We start from the raw sequence: 19,718 nt of genomic DNA, 5'->3' as shown, positions 1-19,718 counted from the left end.
TACGTAACGAATCTGAGTTTAACGTTTCTGGCTGTGACGCTGATACTGCTGCTCAAAGAAATCTTGAAACAAATAAAGTGGAGACCAGTCCGCTACCGCTTTCCGGCCCCACCTGCCGATCCTTTATGAGAGGAGAACACTGAAAATTAATATAGCCTTGTTGAAAATCTATGTCAATACTAATAAAAAATATTCTCAATTGAGAGGGACAACTAAGCTGTTGTGCATTTCATTCGCATTATGAGGTTCGCGCAGGAGCTAGGGAGCTGGGGAGCGGGGGAGCTAGGGAGAGTGCCCAGATTCTGAACCTTTCCTCAGGTATGATTATTCAGGACTTAAGCTGTGATCTCCATCCATTTCAAGCTGCTGATGACTATCCAACTGCGCGTTTATGTTCCACCCCATCCCCTGATTAAGCATTGGTTGGGTGTTGCCCGTGATGTGTCTACACCTTCACCCCTATTCAAGAGCGCAATGACCGAGTTGGGGCGCTGGTTGACTTATGAGACAATTCGAGACTGGTTGCCCACAGAAGAGATGATGATACAGTCACCTTTGGCTGCCTGTCCTGCAACTATGATCAATCCAGAAGTACCGTTGGTCGTTGTGCCCATTCTCCGGGCAGGATTAGCGTTATTAGAGGGTGCCCAGACGTTGCTGCCTTTGGCCTCAATTTACCATCTGGGCTTGGTGCGGAATGAGGAAACGCTGGAACCTAGCTGTTACTTGAATAAACTGCCGAATCAGTTTCAGCCCAACACCCATGTCCTGATTACTGATCCGATGCTGGCAACGGGCGGGTCGATGATGCTGGCTATGGCAGAATTGGTTAAACGCGGAGTCGATCCGGCTTTAACCCGAATTATTAGTGTAGTGGCAGCCCCACCCGCCTTACAAAAGCTGAGTTCAAGTTATCCGAGTTTAACGATTTACACCGCCATGATTGACGAAATAGTCAATGATCAGGGGTATATCGTGCCCGGATTAGGGGATGCAGGCGATCGCAGTTTTGGCACTTAATGCCAGTTCACAAGCAGAAAAACTCTATTTTTGGCTTTCTACTTCCCTCTTCTTCCCGCAGTAGGCAGGGGGGACAGCCAACCGTTAATCTTGAGTTAAGTGCATATTAGAATCAAGGGCACAGGACAAACATGAGTCAGCGCGATGGTTTTGCAAGCGGATTTTTGGCTGGAGCCATAGTCGGCGGGTTAATTGGTGGAATTATGGGAGCGCTGGTGGCCGTTCAACGGGATACTGATGACGAGGCGGAACAGTCTCTACTCAAGGCTAAGCGGTTAGAAGCCAAGGCAATCAAGGGTAAAAAGCGCCAGCTTAATTCCGAAGAAAGTATTGAAGTCGCACGTCGTAGCTTAGAGGATAAAATTGCTCAGCTCAATACGGCGATTGACGATGTTCGGCAGCAACTGGGTACTGTGAATGGAAATACCGAACAGGTAAACATAGAGCGATCGCGCGAATCTTAATCGGACACCATCCAAATCCCTTTAACCCTTACTGGATAAAGTTAACACCGCTTGGCAATCCAGAATGCAGGGAGATCCGTTAAACTGACAACAAGGCTCTAGCCGTCATAACCACTCGCAAGAAAGCTTTTCAACCCATGAATCCTGCTACAGAACTGGTGACTAGCACCCTCGGCAACTTTCTCAATATTTATCTAGTTCTAATCGTTATAAGAATTCTGCTGACTTGGTTTTCGACTGTTGATTGGGTGAACCAAGTCGCCGCCTTCTTAAGTCCCATTACCGATCCTTATCTCAACATTTTTCGGGCATTCATTCCACCTCTGGGCGGCTTGGATTTATCTCCCATGCTGGCTATTTTAGTATTGCAAGTTGTAGCTCAAATGTTCAGTAGCATATAGAGGTTTAAGTCAGACCAGCCAATTTTTTGTAAGATAATCGCTTTCCTAGCGTAACATCTTAAAACCATAACCTTTGGTTCGTTACGGCAACCTAACACACCCTAAATCTTACATTTAATTTGGTTATCTACTTACCCTAAAAGTTCGGATGAGTGACAGGTTAAGGTTTGAGGAATTATTCACAGGTCAAGAGCCGACCGAATAACCTTAAACTTTAGCGGCGGACTTGGCCTGTAAAACCGGAAGCTTTGAATTGCTTGAGTTGCAAGGGTGTTGGTTGATTAGCCGGAACCGAGATTCTCAGTTCAAAATCACTGACGCCCGGTGGCACTTCCTCGATCGAGCCGAGCCGAGTACGATTCTGTAAAATTGAGTTGTTATCAGCATCGTAAATGCGACCAAAAATGTCAGCATTGACGACCATTTTTCCAGACTTGTTCTCGGCTTTACCCGTCACAATAAAACAGTTAGCCGCAATACTGTTTCCTCCGGGTGTCACCGTCCCTGCTGCTACATCAGGTGGGCATTCATGATAAGAAATATCGGATAGTTGAATTTGAACTAACGCCAAAGCCGCAGGGGCAAACACCCAACTGATGACCCAGAAAAGGCAAGAAACAGTTACTGTAGTCAACCAACTTCGTAATTGCATAAACCCCACTATTTCGATAACGTTGAGCAAAAAGGATGAAGTGTGTGCGGTGTAACGTCGGATGACTTATGAAAACACTGAGCGCGTTCTCTTTACATCCTTGAGCGTCTAAATCACCACTCCAACCCTCAGCTTACCGCAAAGCTAGTGCAAGAAGGCAAAAGGCAGTTCGCGTAGCGTTCTCCGTAGGAGTAGGCAGGAGGCAGGAGGCAAGAAAGTTTGTACAGTAAGCTTCTTCACCTTTTTCAACTGGATAGTTATTTCCGCCACGTTGGACTAGCCAGCCAACTTCTGTAAGTTGTGGAGTTGAACCTTTGCAATAATGAGAGAAAATGTTCTTTCGTCATTAGCCATGCTTCGACGAGCCATTAACCCGTCTGCTGAGTTGACATGCTATGACCCCAACTGAGATTGAAGCTGTCTTGCAAGCTGCCTTTATTCAGTGTGAAACGAGTTTGTGTCCGCTGAGTGATCAGCAGAAACAAATTTTGCTGCAAGTCGTGACTGAATCTGTAACCCGTGCAGCACTGCTGATGTCAGCCAGAGGGGATGACGATGACGATGACGATGCAGCTAATCCTCTCGATGAACTCACAGAGGAACAGCGCCAAGCTTTATTGGAGTTTGTACAAGAACAAGAAAAACGCGATTACCCAAGGGGTAGCGCCAAGGGCGATCGCCCTTGGAAGATAAAATTACTTAACGATTGGCTGCATAACCGCGAGTCGGGATCGGTGCAGTTCATCCGCGAGAACTACGGCCCCCAATGGCTCAACCGCGTCAAACCCAAGCATTTAGCTCAGTATTTTGCTGCCGAAATCTTGTCGGATAACTTAAAGCTGAGAGTTGGCGATCGCATCGAAGTCTCGAATGGCTTGTGGGAGTGGGTGCAAGAGAATGGCCCTTGTACTCGTGAGTGGTTTGCTTGCACGGTGATCAGGATTTCTCAGCAATCGGACAGCGACGGTTCGTATTACAACTGTACTATTCGTTTCGACAATGGCAGTGAGTACGAAATTCCAGGTATTTATCAGTGGAATCGTTACAATTGGCGTTGGCCTGCGTAAGGATTTGACTGATCTCAGCTCGGATCAATAGTTAACGTTTATTTAACGAACCACTCCTCGTCACGGAGACTTGTGATTTTAGGGATTCTACTATTTGGGGAGTCCATCATTTTTTTTGCTCCTTGCAGTACTAAAAAGGCATAAGACCCCATAAATAATTGGATGTCTCATGCCTTTAACTTATATTTTTAATACCCCCAAGGGAATTCGAATCCCTGTCGCCTCCGTGAAAGGGAGGTGTCCTAGGCCTCTAGACGATGGGGGCTTGTTTTCTGAACCTTTATTAATTTAATCAATATTCCTGAGTCTGTCAACTATTTTTTTGCAAATTGAGCAAAATTTCCGATCAAGCCATCCCTGCCCCTTGTTTGAGACTCCACTCAGCGTGTACCTTTACGCCATTGGGCTAAACGCTGTTGAGCTTGAGCATCCAGGGAATTAAATAAAAAGCGGCTAGTCGATTGCTTGGGAGGGCGCTGTTTGCGACGTGCTCGTCGAGCAATGAATTCAACATCGCTAGCCAACTGCTGAGATGACATCCACTCGGCTCCATACCCAATCACCGTCAACTGCTGCGCCCGATCCGAAGTCGCGACAATCAACCGATTGCAGGGACGACAAAGTTTATAGTGATGAAATGAGGCACAATATTTTTCGATGTATGTGTCGGCTGTCTGTCCAAAATCTGTATAGTAAACGGACAAATAAGTGGTTAAGACTTCACAGTAAATCGGTGTATTTTGAGCATGAGCATCAAAAACAACCTGAGTTTCGTAGCCCTGAAAGGCGCTGTAGTTCACTAACGCCTCCACTAATTCATGGCGAGCTGCCTCTAGCCCATCATGATCGCGGGTGGTTTTCAGGTTCGACCAAGAGCCAATGACGTTGTAGCCATCAACCAGTAAAATAGCCTGGGGTGAGGGACGGGGCATTATTCAAGGCCAATATTTTGTTAATTTGAATATTCATAGAAGTTATTATATTAACAATAGTTAACATAAAATGGTAAAAAAGCTTCGTTTTTAGAAATGGCTTCACAAAAAAAAGGGACTGGCTATTGCTTTCCAATCCCCATTATTTAAAGAGCGATATTCGGTGCTTGCATGAGTCGTTGCTTCAGGCGTTCTGGCTCGCCTCGGTCAACCACCTGACCTTGTTCTAATAAAAATGCTCCGTCACAGTAATTCAACTCATCCAATCGGTGTGTGACCCAGAGTGCAGTCAGGCCACGACTTTTAACCAGATTTCGGACTTGCGCCACTAAATCGAGTTGAGTATCTGGATCGAGCAAAGCCGTGGGTTCATCTAGCAGCAAAACCTCGCAGCGACGTGCAATAGCACCTGCAATGGCAATCCGTTGTTTTTGACCGCCACTCAGAGCATAGATGGGGCGTCGCTGTAAATCTAGGAGATTCACGGCGGTTAATGCCTCTCTGACTCTGGCAATGATTTGATCAGGAGCAAGTTTTTCTTCGACCAAGCCAAAGGCTACATCTGCCGCCACTGTAGGCATAACGAGTTGATGGTCGGGATTTTGGAAAACAAATCCCACGGGTTGCCTAATTTGCATCTCACCCGATTGAGGTTGCAATAGCCCTACCAGTAATCGAAGTAACGTGGATTTTCCACTTCCATTCGTCCCCAACAGCATCCAGAATTCACCCTTCGGCACATCCAGAGAGCAAGATTGTAAAACAGGTGTTCCGTGGGGCCACTTGAAGCTAAGGTCTTGCACCCGAATTGCCAATTCAGGTTTTATGTCAGTTGCCCCTGTCTTCATTCCGCCACGGCAAAGAAACCAGGTACACGACCTCCTCCAGCCGCACCGGATTTCTGCGAAATCATGACCGCACTGATCTGATCGCTGAGAATGCCAATTTTCTTCTCCGGCTGGTGATCACAGGTTAGTTCTAATAACTGACTGCTGCCGGCACGCATGGCTTTGGTAATTTCCTGGTAAGTCGTTTCTGCCGCTTCTGCTGACTTGCGTTGCACAGACAGGGGGACAGGGGTCGTTTTCAAAGTCAAATCAATGGTGAACATGCTTTTGTCAAGCGCTAAGCACTGCGTACATATACTTTCTTTACCATCTTAGACACCCAACTGCACGGTGGTGAGCATCGAGGAGAACTCTGGCTTTTCGAGGTTGAGGGGAAGTGGCACAGACCAGTTTTTTGAGAGGGTTCACGTTAAGAGTGGCAAATTCTGCATGTTTCACCTAATATGTTTAATACAGTAAAGAAAAGTAAATTTTTCTGAGAACCTCACCAATATCTGCTTATTCAACTCAGCAGCTTATTAGGAGAGGAAAAGCGGCTTTTCTTTGGTCTTTATAAATACTTGGAGATTCTTGCTATGACAATAGCAGTCGGACGCGCGGCAAGTACGAGAGGATGGTTTGACGTCCTCGACGACTGGCTAAAGCGCGATCGCTTCGTTTTCGTCGGCTGGTCCGGCCTGCTGCTGTTCCCCTGCGCTTACCTAGCGCTAGGCGGCTGGCTGACCGGCACCACCTTTGTCACCTCGTGGTACACCCACGGATTGGCCTCTTCTTACCTAGAAGGCTGCAACTTCCTGACCGCCGCCGTATCAACGCCTGCCGACAGCATGGGACACTCCCTGCTGCTGTTGTGGGGACCCGAAGCCCAAGGCAACTTCATTCGTTGGTGCCAAATCGGCGGGTTGTGGCCCTTTGTCGCCCTGCACGGAGCCTTCGGCTTGATTGGCTTCATGCTCCGGCAATTTGAAATCTCACGGTTGGTGGGGATTCGTCCGTACAACGCCATTGCGTTCTCTGCACCGATTGCCGTATTCGTCAGCGTGTTTTTGATGTACCCCTTGGGACAGTCAAGCTGGTTCTTTGCTCCCAGCTTTGGAGTGGCGGGAATTTTCCGCTTCATCCTGTTCGTACAAGGGTTCCACAACTTCACCCTCAACCCCTTCCACATGATGGGAGTGGCGGGTGTATTAGGTGGAGCGCTGCTGTGCGCCATTCACGGGGCAACCGTAGAAAACACCCTGTTTGAAGACGGGGACAAAGCCAACACCTTCCGGGCGTTCAACCCCACCCAAGCGGAAGAGACCTATTCCATGGTCACCGCTAACCGCTTCTGGAGCCAAATCTTCGGAATTGCCTTCTCCAACAAGCGCTGGTTGCACTTCTTCATGCTGTTCGTGCCCGTGACGGGATTGTGGATGGCCTCGATTGGGATTATTGGCTTAGCGCTGAACCTGCGGGCTTATGACTTCGTCTCTCAAGAGTTACGAGCCGCCGAAGACCCAGAGTTTGAAACGTTCTACACCAAAAACATTCTGTTGAACGAAGGTCTACGGGCTTGGATGGCTCCTCAAGACCAACCCCACGAGCACTTTGAGTTCCCTGAGGAAGTTCTTCCTCGCGGTAATGCTCTGTAAGCAATCGCTGACTTAATTTTCCTTAGCTTTATACCCCTACCTATCGGTGGGGGTATTTTTGTGCCGGCAAGTCCAGAAAAATTTCTTTGTGTTATGTTGATGAAAGGTGCTAAGGCACCTAGTCAATTACGGCAATAGAACCGTATAGGGAATTATAGGAGGTGATGCCCATGACAGATAGCAGTAAAACCATGGGTCATCTGGTTGGAGTTAGCCGGCTGTGCGCCGGGGCTGTTCTCTAACAGTCAGCTCGGTTCTCTTCGGAGAATCATATTAATTGATAGACTGAGCTGGATCGGAGTTCCTTCCGGCAGTCTGGTTTCAATCAGAAGACCCGCTAGACCGCTTTCACATCCAGTGTGAGGGATAAAACCTAAGCACTACCGTGAAAGCGGATAGTTTTTTAGGGGGAGAGCTAGACGTTGTTATTGGGCTGATGAGCATCAGGAGACAGGTCATCATGGCTTCGCTACTCACGGATACAGAGATTCAAGAACGTGCTAAGCCGCTAGAAGGCTGGATAGTAGAAGGAAAAACGTTGCGGCTCACTCGAAAATTTAAGGATTTTGTGGAGGCGATCGCATTTGTGAATCAGCTCGTTGAACCCGCAGAAGCCGCAGGACATCACCCCGACTTGGAAATTTCCTATAACCAAATAACGATTACTTTGACAACCCATGATGCAGGCGGGTTGACTTCTAAGGATTTTGAACTAGCCCAAGTGATTTCTCGCTTATAACTTGGGTTAAAATAAAGTTAAATCTCAGGACTACGACTCTACTGAAAACCCCTACAACTTTATACTGAAAACCTCATAAATTGGACTTCGATACCTTACCGCTTAAGGTACAAGCAGACTCATGATTGGTGAAGGTCACGAAAAAGTCTGTCTAGCCTAAGAACCACAGAGGATGTACCATATTCAAGGAAGGACGAGACAACTCTTTCTAAAGACGAGACAACTCTTTCTAAAAAGGTGTGAGGATTAAGAGAAGATGTCTAAATTACTGTGGAGAGCTCTAATAGTTAGTCCGGCTGTGTTAGGCGCAACCCTGCTTGTTTCAGCGGGTGCAGTGCGTGCAGCAGGTGGCGACAGCTTACTCACCAAGGACAGCCAATCGGCGACAGCAGAGGTTCAACCTCAAACCGCAGAGGTTCAAACACCAGAAGCTCAGTCTCAGGCGATTGCGCCAACAGCGGAACTCGCGTTGCCAGAGGCTCAGCCAAAACTAGAATTTTCCGCAACACCAGCTCCAGCACAGCCAAAGCTGGCTGACCTGAATTTACCTTCGCAAGTGTCTTTGAATCCGACTCAACTGACACCCGTGAACGAGGCCGGAGTAGAGGCAGCGCCAGCAGCAATACCTCCAGCAATTGCCCAATCGGCTCCGGGAGACGCTAATAGCGCAGATGTTTTAAATCAAATCAACCGCTACAGCCGTGAAGGGAACAACGCGACCCAAGAGCAGGTAACGAACGTCTCCCAACTGAGCGATGTCAGACCCACAGACTGGGCTTACGAAGCACTCCGTAGCTTGGTAGAGCGCTACGGCTGTATTGCGGGATACCCGGATGGCACATTCCGTGGCAACCGAGCCATGACTCGCTATGAGTTTGCGGCTGGTTTAAACGCCTGTTTGCAGCAAATAGAACGTCAGCTCGGTCAGACTGGAGATTTCGCCACGAGAGCTGACTTAGAAACTTTACAGCGCTTAGTCGATGAGTTCCGGACAGAACTGGCAACGTTGGGAACGCGAGTTGATCAACTTGAAGGTCGTGTAGGTTTCCTAGAAGACCATCAATTCTCAACCACCACCAAGCTAGCGGGAGAAGCCATCTTCGCTCTCACCGACGAATTTGGTCGAGGTGGGGTTTCCAACAATACGGTATTCCAAGACCGGGTGCGTTTGACGTTTAACACCAGCTTTACGGGGAGAGATCGTTTAGTCACTCGTCTTGCGGCAGGTAATGCAACACGATTTGCATTCAGTGAAGACGCGCTGGGCAACAGAACATTACTAGATGAAGGGCAACAGACGTTTAACATCGGTAACACCGGTAACAACGACGTTGTCTTAGACTGGCTGGCGTACTACTTCAACTTTGGTTCCTCGAAAGTTTATCTTGCGGCTACTGGAGGGATTCACAGCGACTACGCTCCGACCCTTAACCCTTACTTTGAAGACTATGACGGCGGGAATGGTGCCCTCTCAACATTTGCACAATCAAACCCGATCTATCGGATCGGCGGTGGTGCGGGTGGTGCAATCAGCCTTGGTGTCGGTCCGTTACAGAGTATCTTAGGTCCTAGTACACTGACCATCGGTTACTTAGCCGGGGCTAACAATGGTGGTTTTGGAGCAAATGATCCTAGCGAGAAGGCCGGTCTTTTTGATGGCGACTATTCTGCTCTAGCTCAGCTAAACTTCAACCTGGGTGACCGGATTGGTGTTGGTGCTACCTATGTCCACGGCTACCATAATTCGGGCACCGATATCTTCGACTTGGGTGGTGGAACTGATGCTCGAGTAGTAGGTAGTGCTTTGGCTAATCGTCCATCTTCACTCTTAATTGGTGGTGAGCGTCCTGTTGTTACCAACTCTTACGGCGGAGAATTGGCTTTCCGGCTGAGTGAAAACATTTCGATTAGTGGCTTTGGTACTTACACTCAGGCAACTGTGATTGGTCGAGGAAGAGGCGATATTTGGACTTATGGCGCTGGCGTTGCCCTCTCTGACTTCGGGAAACCGGGCAGCGTTTTAGGTTTGTTTGCTGGTGTAGAACCAACTTTAAGAGGTGTTAGCCCTGGTCTGCGTGGACTCGATGCTCGTCCCTTTAGCCGTGATAACGTTTGGCACTTTGAAGGGTTCTACAAATATAAGCTGAACGATAATATCTCTGTGACTCCAGGTGTTATCTGGGTTACCGCTCCTGGTCAAAACGAGGACGAAAGAGATGCCGTCATCGGTACACTCAGAACTACGTTCACCTTCTAAAAGAAGGACATAACCGCTCAGGCGGAAGAAGGACTATCTGAGTTTAAAGCCTGGCTGTCGGCGAGGCTTTTTCTGATCTAATCCCTAATAGGGCAATCACCGGTGCGAATCGGCTCAAAAGTCCAAGAAGAATGAGAAAAAGGTGTGAGGATTAAGAGAAGATGTCTAAATTACTGTGGAGAGCTCTAATAGTTAGTCCGGCTGTGTTAGGCGCAACCCTGCTCGTTTCAGCGGGTGCAGTGCGTGCAGCAGGTGGCGACAGCTTACTCGCCAAGGACAGCCAATCGGCGACAGCAGAGGTTCAACCTCAAACCGCAGAGGTTCAAACACCAGAAGCTCAGTCTCAGGCGATTGCGCCAACAGCGGAACTCGCGTTGCCAGAGGCTCAGCCAAAACTAGAATTTTCCGCAACACCAGCTCCAGCACAGCCAAAGCTGGCTGACCTGAATTTACCTTCGCAAGTGTCTTTGAATCCGACTCAACTGACACCCGTGAACGAGGCCGGAGTAGAGGCAGCGCCAGCAGCAATACCTCCAGCAATTGCCCAATCGGCTCCGGGAGACGCTAATAGCGCAGATGTTTTAAATCAAATCAACCGCTACAGCCGTGAAGGGAACAACGCGACCCAAGAGCAGGTAACGAACGTCTCCCAACTGAGCGATGTCAGACCCACAGACTGGGCTTACGAAGCACTCCGTAGCTTGGTAGAGCGCTACGGTTGTATTGCGGGATACCCGGATGGCACATTCCGTGGCAACCGAGCCATGACTCGCTATGAGTTTGCGGCTGGTTTAAACGCCTGTTTGCAGCAAATAGAACGTCAGCTCGGTCAGACTGGAGATTTCGCCACGAGAGCTGACTTAGAAACTTTACAGCGCTTAGTCGATGAGTTCCGGACAGAACTGGCAACGTTGGGAACGCGAGTTGATCAACTTGAAGGTCGTGTAGGTTTCCTAGAAGACCATCAATTCTCAACCACCACCAAACTGGCGGGAGAAGCCATCTTCGCTCTCACGGATGAGTTTAATCAGAGTGGGATTTCCAACAATACGGTATTCCAAGACCGGGTACGTTTGACGTTCAACACCAGCTTTACGGGGAGAGATCGTTTAGTCACTCGTTTGGCGGCAGGCAATGCTGATACTGGCAATCGATTTAAATACGGGACTGGCGGCGCGGCTGGATTTGATGGATTCCCCTTAGATGAAGGGGTACAGACGTTTAACATCACGGGCGGGAGCAGCGGTAACAACGTTGTTCTAGACTGGTTGGCCTACTACTTCAACTTTGGTAGCTCAAAAGTTTACTTGGCTGCAACCGGTGGGATTCACAGCGACTACGCTCCGACCCTCAACCCTTACTTTGAGGACTATGACGGCGGTAACGGTGCGCTGTCCACCTTTGCCCAATCAAGCCCCATCTATCGCATTGGTGGTGGTGCGGGAGCCGCAATCAGTCTGGGTGTTGGTCCTTTAGAGAGTATCTTAGGACCGAGTACCCTGACGGTAGGCTACCTGGCTGGATCTGGAGCGTTTGGAGCTAATGATCCTAGCGAGAAAGCAGGTCTGTTTGATGGAGATTATTCAGCCCTAGCTCAGCTCAATTTCAATTTGGGCGATCGCATCGGCATTGGTGCTACCTACGTTCACGGTTACCACAATACTAACACTGCCATTTTTGATAATGGTGGTAGTGATGCTGCTCCTGGTGGTGCTCAGGGTTTCGTCGGTAGTTTTTATGCCAACAACCCCAGTGTGTTTGTTCAAGATTCATTGCTAGGACGAGCTTCCGGCCCAGTAGTCAGCAACTCATACGGTCTAGAAGCCGCTTTCCGCCTGTCTGAAAACATTTCCATTAGTGGCTTTGGTGTTTACACTAAAGCGATCCTTCTGGGTCAGGGAACAGCTGACATCTGGTCGTATGGTGCAGGGCTTGCTTTCTCTGACTTTGGTAAACCAGGCAGCGTTTTAGGTCTGTTTGCAGGAGTAGAACCCTCTCTCAGAGGCGTTAGCCCTGGCATTCGTCCTGCCGGAGGCTTTGACCGCGAGAATGCATGGCACTTTGAAGGGTTCTACAAATATAAGCTGAACGAGAACATTTCGGTGACTCCAGGTGTTATCTGGCTCACCGCTCCTGCTCAAAACGACAATGGCAGAGATGCTATCATCGGTACCCTGAGAACTACGTTCACCTTCTAAAAGAAGGACATAACCGCTCAGGCGGAAGAATGACAAGTTGATAGACAAGCCTCGCCAGCCGCGAGGCTTTTTTGATCGGCTCCCCAATAGTGCAATCACCGGTGGTGAACCGGAGTATACTGGAAAAGATGCTTTTTAAACGTGATCAAACCCGTGGAACTTTCCTGTAAAACCGAGTATGCACTTTTGGCCTTGTTGGAATTAACAGCTTGTTACAACGAAGGGGAGCCGCTCCAAATTCGGCAGATTGCGGCTATCCAAAATATCCCTGACCGATATTTAGAACAGCTACTCGCCACCTTGAGACGTGGCAGTCTAGTCCGTAGCCATCGAGGAGCCAAAGGAGGCTATGTCCTAGGGCGAGAACCTTGGAAAATTACCCTTTTAGATGTAATTAACTGCCTGGAAGGCTCAAACGCTAAAGCCTCTAAAAGTGATACCCCACCCAAAACCATAGAGAGCGCTATCGTCGGCGAAATTTGGCAGGAAGTTCACGATCGCGCCGATGAAGTCTTGCAAAAATACACACTTCAAGAATTGTGTGAAAAGCGCGATGCTCGACGCCAGCTCGATATCATGTATTACATTTAGTCATGGGTCAAGTAAAAGCTGAAGTTTGAAGGATGAAATGACCTCACCTCTTCACGAAAGTTCTGGTCGAGGACAGGTTTATTGAAAAATTTTTGCTTTTTTCGCCCTACTTTCAACTTCTCTACAGAACCCTAAACCCTAACAACTATCTACTAACACTAACCACTCATGCGTATTGCCCAAAATATTACAGAACTCGTCGGTCGGACACCTTTGGTACAGTTAAACCGCATCCCTCAAGCAGAAGGCTGTTTAGCTCGCATTGTTGTGAAACTAGAGGGGATGAATCCAGCCTCCTCCGTTAAAGACCGTATCGGCGCTAGCATGATCAATGCAGCAGAACAACAGGGGCTGATTACTCCAGGAAAAACGGTTTTAGTGGAACCAACTTCTGGAAATACGGGTATTGCTCTAGCGATGGTAGCAGCCGCCAAAGGTTACCAGCTCATTTTGACCATGCCCGATACTATGAGTACAGAACGGCGGGCAATGCTGCGAGCTTACGGTGCCAAACTAGAATTAACTCCAGGCATTCAGGGCATGAGCGGCTGTATCCAAAGGGCACAGGAGATTGTTGCGAACACACCCGATGCCTACATGCTGCAACAGTTTAACAACCCAGCCAACCCCCAAATTCATCGAGAGACGACGGCGGAAGAAATTTGGGAAGATACGGAAGGACAAGTAGACTTCCTTGTTGCTGGAGTGGGTACGGGTGGCACCATTACCGGCGTTGCAGAAGTGATTAAACAACGCAAGCCCAGTTTTCAAGCGATCGCCGTCGAACCAAGCAGCAGTTCAGTACTTTCCGGAGGGCGTCCCGGCCCCCATAAAATTCAGGGGATTGGGGCCGGCTTTATACCTGAAGTTCTCAAAGTTGAGCTGATCGATGAAGTAATTGTCGTTACAGATGATGATGCGATCGCGTATGGTCGTCGTCTCGCTCGTGAGGAAGGACTCCTCTCCGGCATTTCCACAGGTGCCGCCCTCTACGCCGCTATTCAAGTTGCCAAACGCCCCGAAAATGAAGGACGGCTAATCGTCGTGGTTCAGCCCAGTTTTGGGGAACGTTACCTGAGCACCCCACTATTCCAAGAACCAGAAGTGCGAGTGCCTGCGGCATTGGGTTAGTGCAAGAGTAATGAGTTGTTGTTCCTAGAAGTTGCACTTTTGGGTGTGGGGAAAGGGGAAAAGCCGTCCACCATCAACTTTTTCTCCTTTCTCCATTTTTTATCCGCGTCAAGACTTACGCACAAACACCACTCATAGAAGCAAGCTCCTCGTATGAACGCCGGCTGTGGTTGCCCTGTTTTCACCCAAGATGTAGTGGTAATGCATCAGTCCTAAGTGTGCAAGTTATAGGGCGTCCAGCAATACAAATATAAGATCTGGAGAGTTAGTAGTGAGGAAGGGGAGTCCTCTTGTGATGGGCACTCTTTGTGCCTACTACGAACAGATGGATCGATTGCCCAGCCAAGTTTGACTGTAGTTGAGAACAAGATTGCGCTAGGTTGAAAGTTAACCACTATGGCAGTGCCAACTCTTTGTCTTTTCAACCCTACCCATGTCAGCATCCAACCACTACGACACTCTCAATATCAGCTCTCAAGCCACATCCGCAGAGATTAAACAAGCGTATCGGCGTCTAGCTAAACTCTTCCACCCAGATAGCAAGAGCGAAACCGCTGACTCCGATAAAATCATAGAAGTGAATGCCGCTTACGAAGTACTCAGCGACCCAAAGCGCCGCCGCTCTTACGACGAACAACTTCGCTCCTCACCGTCAACAACTCAATACCGGAATCGGCAACAACGGACAGCAGATGCCCAACAAAAATACCAGCGTCATCGGCAAACCGCACAAGATGCCGATTTCCAGCTCAGCCAGTGGTTGCAGCTTGTCTATAAACCTGTTACTCGGTTGATTCGCCTCATTGTTAGACCTTTAAATGCCCAAGTGGATGAACTCGCCCTAGACCCGTTTGATGACGAACTGATGGCGAATTTTCAGGCTTATCTGGAAGAGTGTCGTAACTATCTCAATCAAGCTCAGCTCACCTTTCGCTCTCAACCCAATCCCCCAACTGTGGCAGGTGCGGCGGCTAGCCTCTACTACTGTCTTAATCAGTTAGGAGATGGAATCGAAGAGTTAAATTTTTTTACCCTCAATTACGATGACCACTATCTACATGTGGGTCAGGAACTGTTTAGAATTGCGACAGGTTTACACTATGAAGCTCAAGACGCTCTCAGGGAATTGGCTCAGAAAGTATAAAGGCTCAAGGATAAAAATTTAAACTTTATTAGGTGTATTTCAGACTTCATTGTTCCTATCCACCAAAATTCGTTTATCCTGGAAACAGAACCCGTTTACGGAACTTTACATATTCTGATTCATCAGTGATCGAATGGAATGCATCATTAACCGTCGCGCTCAGTTTTCCGCAAGTCACCGATACTGGTTGCCAGAGCTGAGCGAAGCCGAAAACAGTCAGCAATTTGGTTTAGGTTCCCGGTTCCCAGGACATGGACATAACTACGTCCTCTTTGTTTCCCTGGTTGGTGAGCTAGATGAGTATGGCATGGTGCAAAACTTGTCAGAAGTCAAAAAGGTGATTAAACGGGAAGTCACCAGCCAACTGGACTCTGCTTATCTCAATCAAACTTGGCCAGAATTTCAACAAACCTTACCGACAACCGAAAATATTGCACGGGTTATTTGGCATCGCTTGATTCCTCACTTGCCAATCGTGCGTATTCAGCTATTTGAACATCCAGAACTTTGGGCTGACTATCAAGGAAACGGCATGGAAGCACATCTAACGATTAGTACTCACTTTAGCGCGGCTCACCGACTCGCGCATCCGGACTTAAGTTACGAAGAAAACAGCGAAATTTACGGCAAATGCGCTCGTCCCAACGGTCATGGACATAACTACCACTTAGAAGTAACCGTAACGGGTGAGATTGACCCCCGTACTGGCATGATTGTCGATTTAGGCGCTTTGCACCAAGTTGTCGAAGACTATGTGGTTGAGCCGTTTGACCATACGTTCCTCAACAAAGATATTCCTTACTTCAGCCAAGTTGTGCCGACAGCGGAAAATATTGCGATTCACATCCGTCAGTTGTTACAACAGCCGATTCAAGAATTGGGTGCTCAACTCTATAAAGTCAAATTGGTTGAAAGCCCGAATAATTCCTGCGAAGTCTACTGCTCCCAAGCGACGTCATCCTCTGCACTCACACAAGAAAGTCAAGCTCTGGTAACGTCTGTTTAAAGAAAATTAGTAATCTCGCTCAATTCCCATCTCTATCCCCTAGGTAAGCGGAATATCAGCTTTTGGGTGAGGATGGGAAGGAAATTACTGATGTTATAGTTTTGGGGGGTCAAGAACAATTCCCCGCCAAAGACAGCTTTGTGTAAGCATTCAGGGTGTGTGGGGACTAGTGCAGCGCGGCAGAAATAACCCATCAGTCCAAAAATGTTAAAAAGCTTAGTGTACAAGCGTTCTTACCTTCTGCCTTCTTTTTTCTGCCTTCTTGCACTAGTAGCATCAAAACTGACACTGACTGATCACCAAGAATCTAGAGATGGAAGTTTGACTGTTTAAGCTCAATAGGTCGGTGTCAAAAAACATAGGTTGAATTGAATAAGAGGTCAAAAAAATTCTATAGCCCCAGCCATGACGAGAAGGTAAGAGGTAAAAATCGCCAGAAAAATTAGATTTTTCACCCTTGACTGACCAAGAATCTCTCACCTGTTATATGAATAGCCCCTGACATGCTCAGCTAAGTCCGTTTTTGCTCATCTCAAGTTTGGGTTAAATCGGACGGATTGAATGCGTGAATGGAGAACACAGCCTGACACCTGAAGAGTTTAAGAGGCAATAGCTATGGACAACCAGTTGCTGTGCTGTGACGGTGAACGCAAGAGTCGTGAAGTCGGGAAGTTACATGAAACGCTGGTGACCCCAGGAAATACAAGTAGGCCAGATAACGTGTTAGCACAGATATCAATGCCTTGTGTGGGTGAAGTAGACCGACTCCTAGAACTGGGAGTTGAGCAACAAAAGACGGGTCAATTTGAGGTGGCGCTGGAGTCTTTCAAACATGCCATAAAACTTTACACCCAACTGCACAACCAACGAAAAGTAGGAAGAGTTTTGTGCTACTTGGCACTGACTGTTTACTCCATGGGAGACTTTCCCCAAGCCATTGAATATGCTAGTAGCAGCTTAGCGATCGCACAAGAAATCTCCGATCCGCCTTTAGAGGGACAGGTACTGGGAATCCTGGGAAATTGCTACCGCCATATAGGTGATGCGGCAAAAGCCATTGAACAGGGTCAACAAAGCTTGACAATTATGCGGGAACTCGAAGACCGTGCGGGAGAGGTGGTAGCGTTGAACAACCTGGGACTCGCCTATAAAGCGATGGGTGATTTATCGACCGCGATCGCCTACCAGCAAAAAAGTTTGAGTGTTGTGCAGACTCTGGGTGACCTTCAAGCCACTGAGCAGATTTTGAGAAATCTGGGAAATGCGTTCTACGCGATGGGGGATTTTGCTCGAGCCATTCAGTATTATGAGCAGCGTCTGACAATCGCCAGAGAATTGGGCGATCACCGCATAGAAGGACAGATTCTCAAAAACCTCAGTTATGCCTGCTATGCTCTGGGAGATTATCTTCAAGCGATTGAGTATGGTCGAGCTAGGCTTGTGACGGCAAGGAAACTCGGTGATTGCCGCGCCGAAGAACAATCACTCGGCAGCTTAGGCGTCGCCTTCGATGCCATGGGAGATTACGTCCAAGCCATTGAGTACTATGAACAACGTCTGAAGGTGGCACGATCTATCCCTGATCAGAGGGTGGAAAAACAGGCGTTAAGTAGTCTGACAACGGCCTGTTACGCTCTGGGCGACTATGCCAAAGTGATGGAGTATCATGAGCAGAGTTTAGCCATGCGCGATCGCTAAGAACCAGGGAACTACAGGGCAAGTAAACACACTGATTCTCTCTAACTTGATTCCTTCCTGACAGGCGGTAGATGTCTCGCAGTTCTTCATTCAGAGTCCGGAGATCAGATACTATTGACAGAAGCATCCTGTCATTTAACAAGACTTTTGACAACTTTTGGTTAGATGAGCAAAAGTTAGTCAGCCTGTAAATCTACCCAGATGCGTCGCCCAAACGATAAAATGTCGTACTTAAGATAACGGTGGAGGAAATATGGAACCTATGCAACAATCTGAAGAGGCTGTAGCCGCTGAAGCACAAGACCTAAAAGTAGACGTAAACGTTGACAAACCAGGGGCGATCATTAAACCTCCTGCTCCTTCGTCATCAACCGACCAGGCATGGCAGGAATGGGTGCAAATCGCTTCTGAATTTTTGTCAAGACTACCCGATTATGTAGGCGATTTCTTTTCGAGTTACCAAAAACCACTACTCACCATAGGGATTATCGTAACAGGTGGTATTACCGTTAAGGTAACCTTAGCGGTACTCGACGCCATCAATGATATTCCGTTATTGGCACCTATTTTTGAACTCGTGGGAATTGGGTATACCGCCTGGTTTGTCAACCGCTATCTCCTGAAAGTAGAGACCCGCAAAGAGCTAACAGACGAATTTAAAGCACTCAAAGGTCAAGTAGTGGGCAAAGACTAAGCTGAGTTGCTCTTGCTCATTTCCCACAAGAGAGTTTCCAGGCCGCAAGAACCAGTAGTGGATTAATAACTTCATGGAAAGCCAATAATCCCTTAAACTCTCCTCTAGTTTCCTAATAGATCAGAGTTGGTTCTAACAAAATTTATCAGCAGACTGATGCCAGAGCCGCTTCAGTCTGCTGCTCGCTATTACTTCTACGGCTTAACAAGGTACTGAGAAGGCATAGGCTCCACCTTACCTGATTCAACCATGCCTTGGTAAACCAATGCCGCCACTTCTGCACGAGAAGCATTGCGATTGGGGTTGAGTATATTAGGATTGGGATAATTGACCACAAGCCCCGATGTCGTAGCTGCACTGACCGGGGCTTTAGCGTAGTTAGGAATTCGATTGCTATCCTCATAAGTCTTGAGAACATCTTGCTCCACCGTAGTCGGCTTCAACCCCAAACCACTCGCTAGCGCCACGATCGTTTGTACCTTGGAAATGGGTTGGTTGGGTCGAAAAATATTGTTGGGATACCCTCGGAAAAAACCCGTTTTGACCGATTGGTCAATGGCTGGCAATGCCCAATGGCTAGTCGGTACATCCTTATAATTCAGTGCGGTTGATGTGGGTTGTTGCTCAAAGGCTTTCTGCAATAAAGCCGCGAATTCTGCGCGTGTAATCGCGCCACCGGGCTTAAATGTGCCATCCGGGAAACCACTGACAATACCCCGTGAGGCTAAAGCTTCGATGTAAGGACGCGCCCATAAATCTTGGGGCACATCGGTAAACTTGATCGGTGTTGCCGCCGCCACAGGAGTGGGTGTAGGGGAGGCTTCAGCGAGTGGGGCTGGTACGATAATCGGGATAGTTGTAGAACCAGCCTGAGGTGCCTCTGCTGGGACGGGTTGTGCAGTTGGTACGGGTGCAGCAAGTCGCCGTGTAATCGATGTAGGAGAGGGAGACGGCGCGATGTCTTCCTGCCCCGGCAAGAGTGTTGCTTCTGGACTTACTGTTGGTACAGGAGTTTGTTGGGGTAGGGGGATTACCCCGCTTGGGCTTGCCGTCGGAGCTCTGGCTTCGGGATTGAGCAATCGACTGAGGTTGAATCCTTTGTCTCGTTGACCCAGCGTTACAGCGAGAATGGTGCCGATGGTAGCGAAGGCAATCACTATGCCTAGCAACTCATCAAAACCGAGTCGAGACGAGTCTGGATCGGGTGGAGGTACATTGGTCATCGGCACTTTCCCTCTCTAA

19 protein-coding genes and 1 tRNA gene are annotated in these 19,718 nt (G+C 48.3%); 14 read left to right on the top strand and 6 right to left on the bottom strand.

All coding sequences use genetic code 11. From position 1 onward, the window contains the following. Window positions 1–369 precede the first annotated feature (369 nt). From upp to MIC7113_RS26415, 3 genes are all read left to right on the top strand, one after another. Window positions 370–1,020 (top strand): uracil phosphoribosyltransferase, encoded by a 651-nt coding sequence (upp, locus tag MIC7113_RS26425; RefSeq protein WP_041780231.1) that lies wholly within the window; start codon window positions 370–372, stop codon window positions 1,018–1,020. Window positions 1,021–1,151: 131 nt separating this feature from the next. Beyond that, window positions 1,152–1,484, top strand: coding sequence for a hypothetical protein (locus MIC7113_RS26420; RefSeq protein WP_015185264.1), 333 nt, complete (start codon window positions 1,152–1,154; stop codon window positions 1,482–1,484). Between the two features lie 137 nt (window positions 1,485–1,621). Next, entirely contained in the window at window positions 1,622–1,885 is a 264-nt protein-coding gene (locus tag MIC7113_RS26415; protein WP_015185263.1) for a YggT family protein, read from the top strand. A 214-nt stretch (window positions 1,886–2,099) separates the two neighbouring features. Here MIC7113_RS26415 and MIC7113_RS26410 read toward each other — a convergent pair whose 3' ends face one another. Continuing rightward, window positions 2,100–2,537 carry a hypothetical protein gene (locus MIC7113_RS26410; protein ID WP_015185262.1) on the bottom strand — a complete coding sequence of 146 codons (438 nt, stop codon included), beginning with the start codon at window positions 2,535–2,537 and terminating at the stop codon, window positions 2,100–2,102. A gap of 395 nt (window positions 2,538–2,932) precedes the next feature. On the opposite strand from MIC7113_RS26410, the gene MIC7113_RS26405 reads away from it, so the two are divergent. Beyond that, entirely contained in the window at window positions 2,933–3,604 is a 672-nt protein-coding gene (locus MIC7113_RS26405) for a hypothetical protein (RefSeq protein ID WP_015185261.1), read from the top strand. A 192-nt stretch (window positions 3,605–3,796) separates the two neighbouring features. Here MIC7113_RS26405 and MIC7113_RS26400 read toward each other — a convergent pair. The 4 genes from MIC7113_RS26400 to MIC7113_RS26385 form a co-directional block, all read right to left on the bottom strand. Next, window positions 3,797–3,869 (bottom strand) — tRNA-Glu (locus MIC7113_RS26400). 115 nt (window positions 3,870–3,984) lie between these two features. Next, the gene (locus MIC7113_RS26395; RefSeq protein WP_015185260.1) at window positions 3,985–4,536 is read right to left on the bottom strand and encodes an NYN domain-containing protein; all 552 of its coding nucleotides are present in this window, start codon (window positions 4,534–4,536) and stop codon (window positions 3,985–3,987) included. Window positions 4,537–4,682: 146 nt separating this feature from the next. Next, window positions 4,683–5,384: an energy-coupling factor ABC transporter ATP-binding protein gene (locus tag MIC7113_RS26390; RefSeq protein ID WP_015185259.1), complete on the bottom strand. Its 702-nt coding sequence runs from the start codon at window positions 5,382–5,384 to the stop codon at window positions 4,683–4,685. Next, window positions 5,381–5,647, bottom strand: coding sequence for a hypothetical protein (locus MIC7113_RS26385; RefSeq protein ID WP_015185258.1), 267 nt, complete (start codon window positions 5,645–5,647; stop codon window positions 5,381–5,383). Before MIC7113_RS26385 ends, MIC7113_RS26390 begins: the two co-directional genes overlap by 4 nt. A 312-nt stretch (window positions 5,648–5,959) precedes the next feature. Here MIC7113_RS26385 and psbD point away from each other — a divergent pair, with 312 nt between their 5' ends. The 10 genes from psbD to MIC7113_RS26335 all read left to right on the top strand — a co-directional run bounded on the left by psbD (window position 5,960) and on the right by MIC7113_RS26335 (window position 18,476). Beyond that, window positions 5,960–7,018 carry a photosystem II D2 protein (photosystem q(a) protein) gene (gene psbD, locus MIC7113_RS26380; protein WP_015185257.1) on the top strand — a complete coding sequence of 353 codons (1,059 nt, stop codon included), beginning with the start codon at window positions 5,960–5,962 and terminating at the stop codon, window positions 7,016–7,018. Window positions 7,019–7,478: 460 nt separating this feature from the next. Then, the gene (locus MIC7113_RS26375) at window positions 7,479–7,757 is read left to right on the top strand and encodes a 4a-hydroxytetrahydrobiopterin dehydratase (protein WP_015185256.1); all 279 of its coding nucleotides are present in this window, start codon (window positions 7,479–7,481) and stop codon (window positions 7,755–7,757) included. A 256-nt stretch (window positions 7,758–8,013) separates the two neighbouring features. After that, window positions 8,014–10,014 carry an iron uptake porin gene (locus MIC7113_RS26370; protein ID WP_015185255.1) on the top strand — a complete coding sequence of 667 codons (2,001 nt, stop codon included), beginning with the start codon at window positions 8,014–8,016 and terminating at the stop codon, window positions 10,012–10,014. Window positions 10,015–10,175: 161 nt separating this feature from the next. Beyond that, window positions 10,176–12,212 carry an iron uptake porin gene (locus MIC7113_RS26365; RefSeq protein ID WP_015185254.1) on the top strand — a complete coding sequence of 679 codons (2,037 nt, stop codon included), beginning with the start codon at window positions 10,176–10,178 and terminating at the stop codon, window positions 12,210–12,212. A gap of 153 nt (window positions 12,213–12,365) precedes the next feature. Continuing rightward, window positions 12,366–12,803 (top strand): RrF2 family transcriptional regulator, encoded by a 438-nt coding sequence (locus MIC7113_RS26360; RefSeq protein WP_041781306.1) that lies wholly within the window; start codon window positions 12,366–12,368, stop codon window positions 12,801–12,803. Window positions 12,804–12,971: 168 nt separating this feature from the next. Next, window positions 12,972–13,934, top strand: a complete 963-nt coding sequence (cysK, locus tag MIC7113_RS26355; RefSeq protein ID WP_015185252.1) for a cysteine synthase A — start codon at window positions 12,972–12,974, stop codon at window positions 13,932–13,934. 433 nt (window positions 13,935–14,367) lie between these two features. Next, window positions 14,368–15,078 carry a J domain-containing protein gene (locus tag MIC7113_RS26350; protein ID WP_015185251.1) on the top strand — a complete coding sequence of 237 codons (711 nt, stop codon included), beginning with the start codon at window positions 14,368–14,370 and terminating at the stop codon, window positions 15,076–15,078. A 133-nt stretch (window positions 15,079–15,211) separates the two neighbouring features. After that, the gene (locus MIC7113_RS26345) at window positions 15,212–16,084 is read left to right on the top strand and encodes a 6-carboxytetrahydropterin synthase (protein WP_015185250.1); all 873 of its coding nucleotides are present in this window, start codon (window positions 15,212–15,214) and stop codon (window positions 16,082–16,084) included. A 615-nt stretch (window positions 16,085–16,699) separates the two neighbouring features. After that, complete coding sequence (locus tag MIC7113_RS26340) at window positions 16,700–17,782, top strand: tetratricopeptide repeat protein (protein ID WP_015185249.1); 1,083 nt, start codon at window positions 16,700–16,702, stop codon at window positions 17,780–17,782. Between the two features lie 253 nt (window positions 17,783–18,035). After that, window positions 18,036–18,476, top strand: coding sequence for a CAAD domain-containing protein (locus MIC7113_RS26335; RefSeq protein WP_015185248.1), 441 nt, complete (start codon window positions 18,036–18,038; stop codon window positions 18,474–18,476). A gap of 194 nt (window positions 18,477–18,670) precedes the next feature. On the opposite strand, the gene MIC7113_RS26330 is transcribed toward MIC7113_RS26335, so the two are convergent. After that, a complete protein-coding gene (locus MIC7113_RS26330) occupies window positions 18,671–19,699 on the bottom strand; it encodes an S-layer homology domain-containing protein (RefSeq protein WP_015185247.1) in 1,029 nt (342 codons plus the stop codon). Window positions 19,700–19,718: the final 19 nt, after the last annotated feature.

The organism is Allocoleopsis franciscana PCC 7113 (assembly GCF_000317515.1).
Classification (GTDB): Bacteria; Cyanobacteriota; Cyanobacteriia; order Cyanobacteriales; family Coleofasciculaceae; genus Allocoleopsis; species Allocoleopsis franciscana.
Note: the sequence above shows the minus strand (reverse complement) of the source record. Positions and strands in the feature narration are given on the sequence as shown.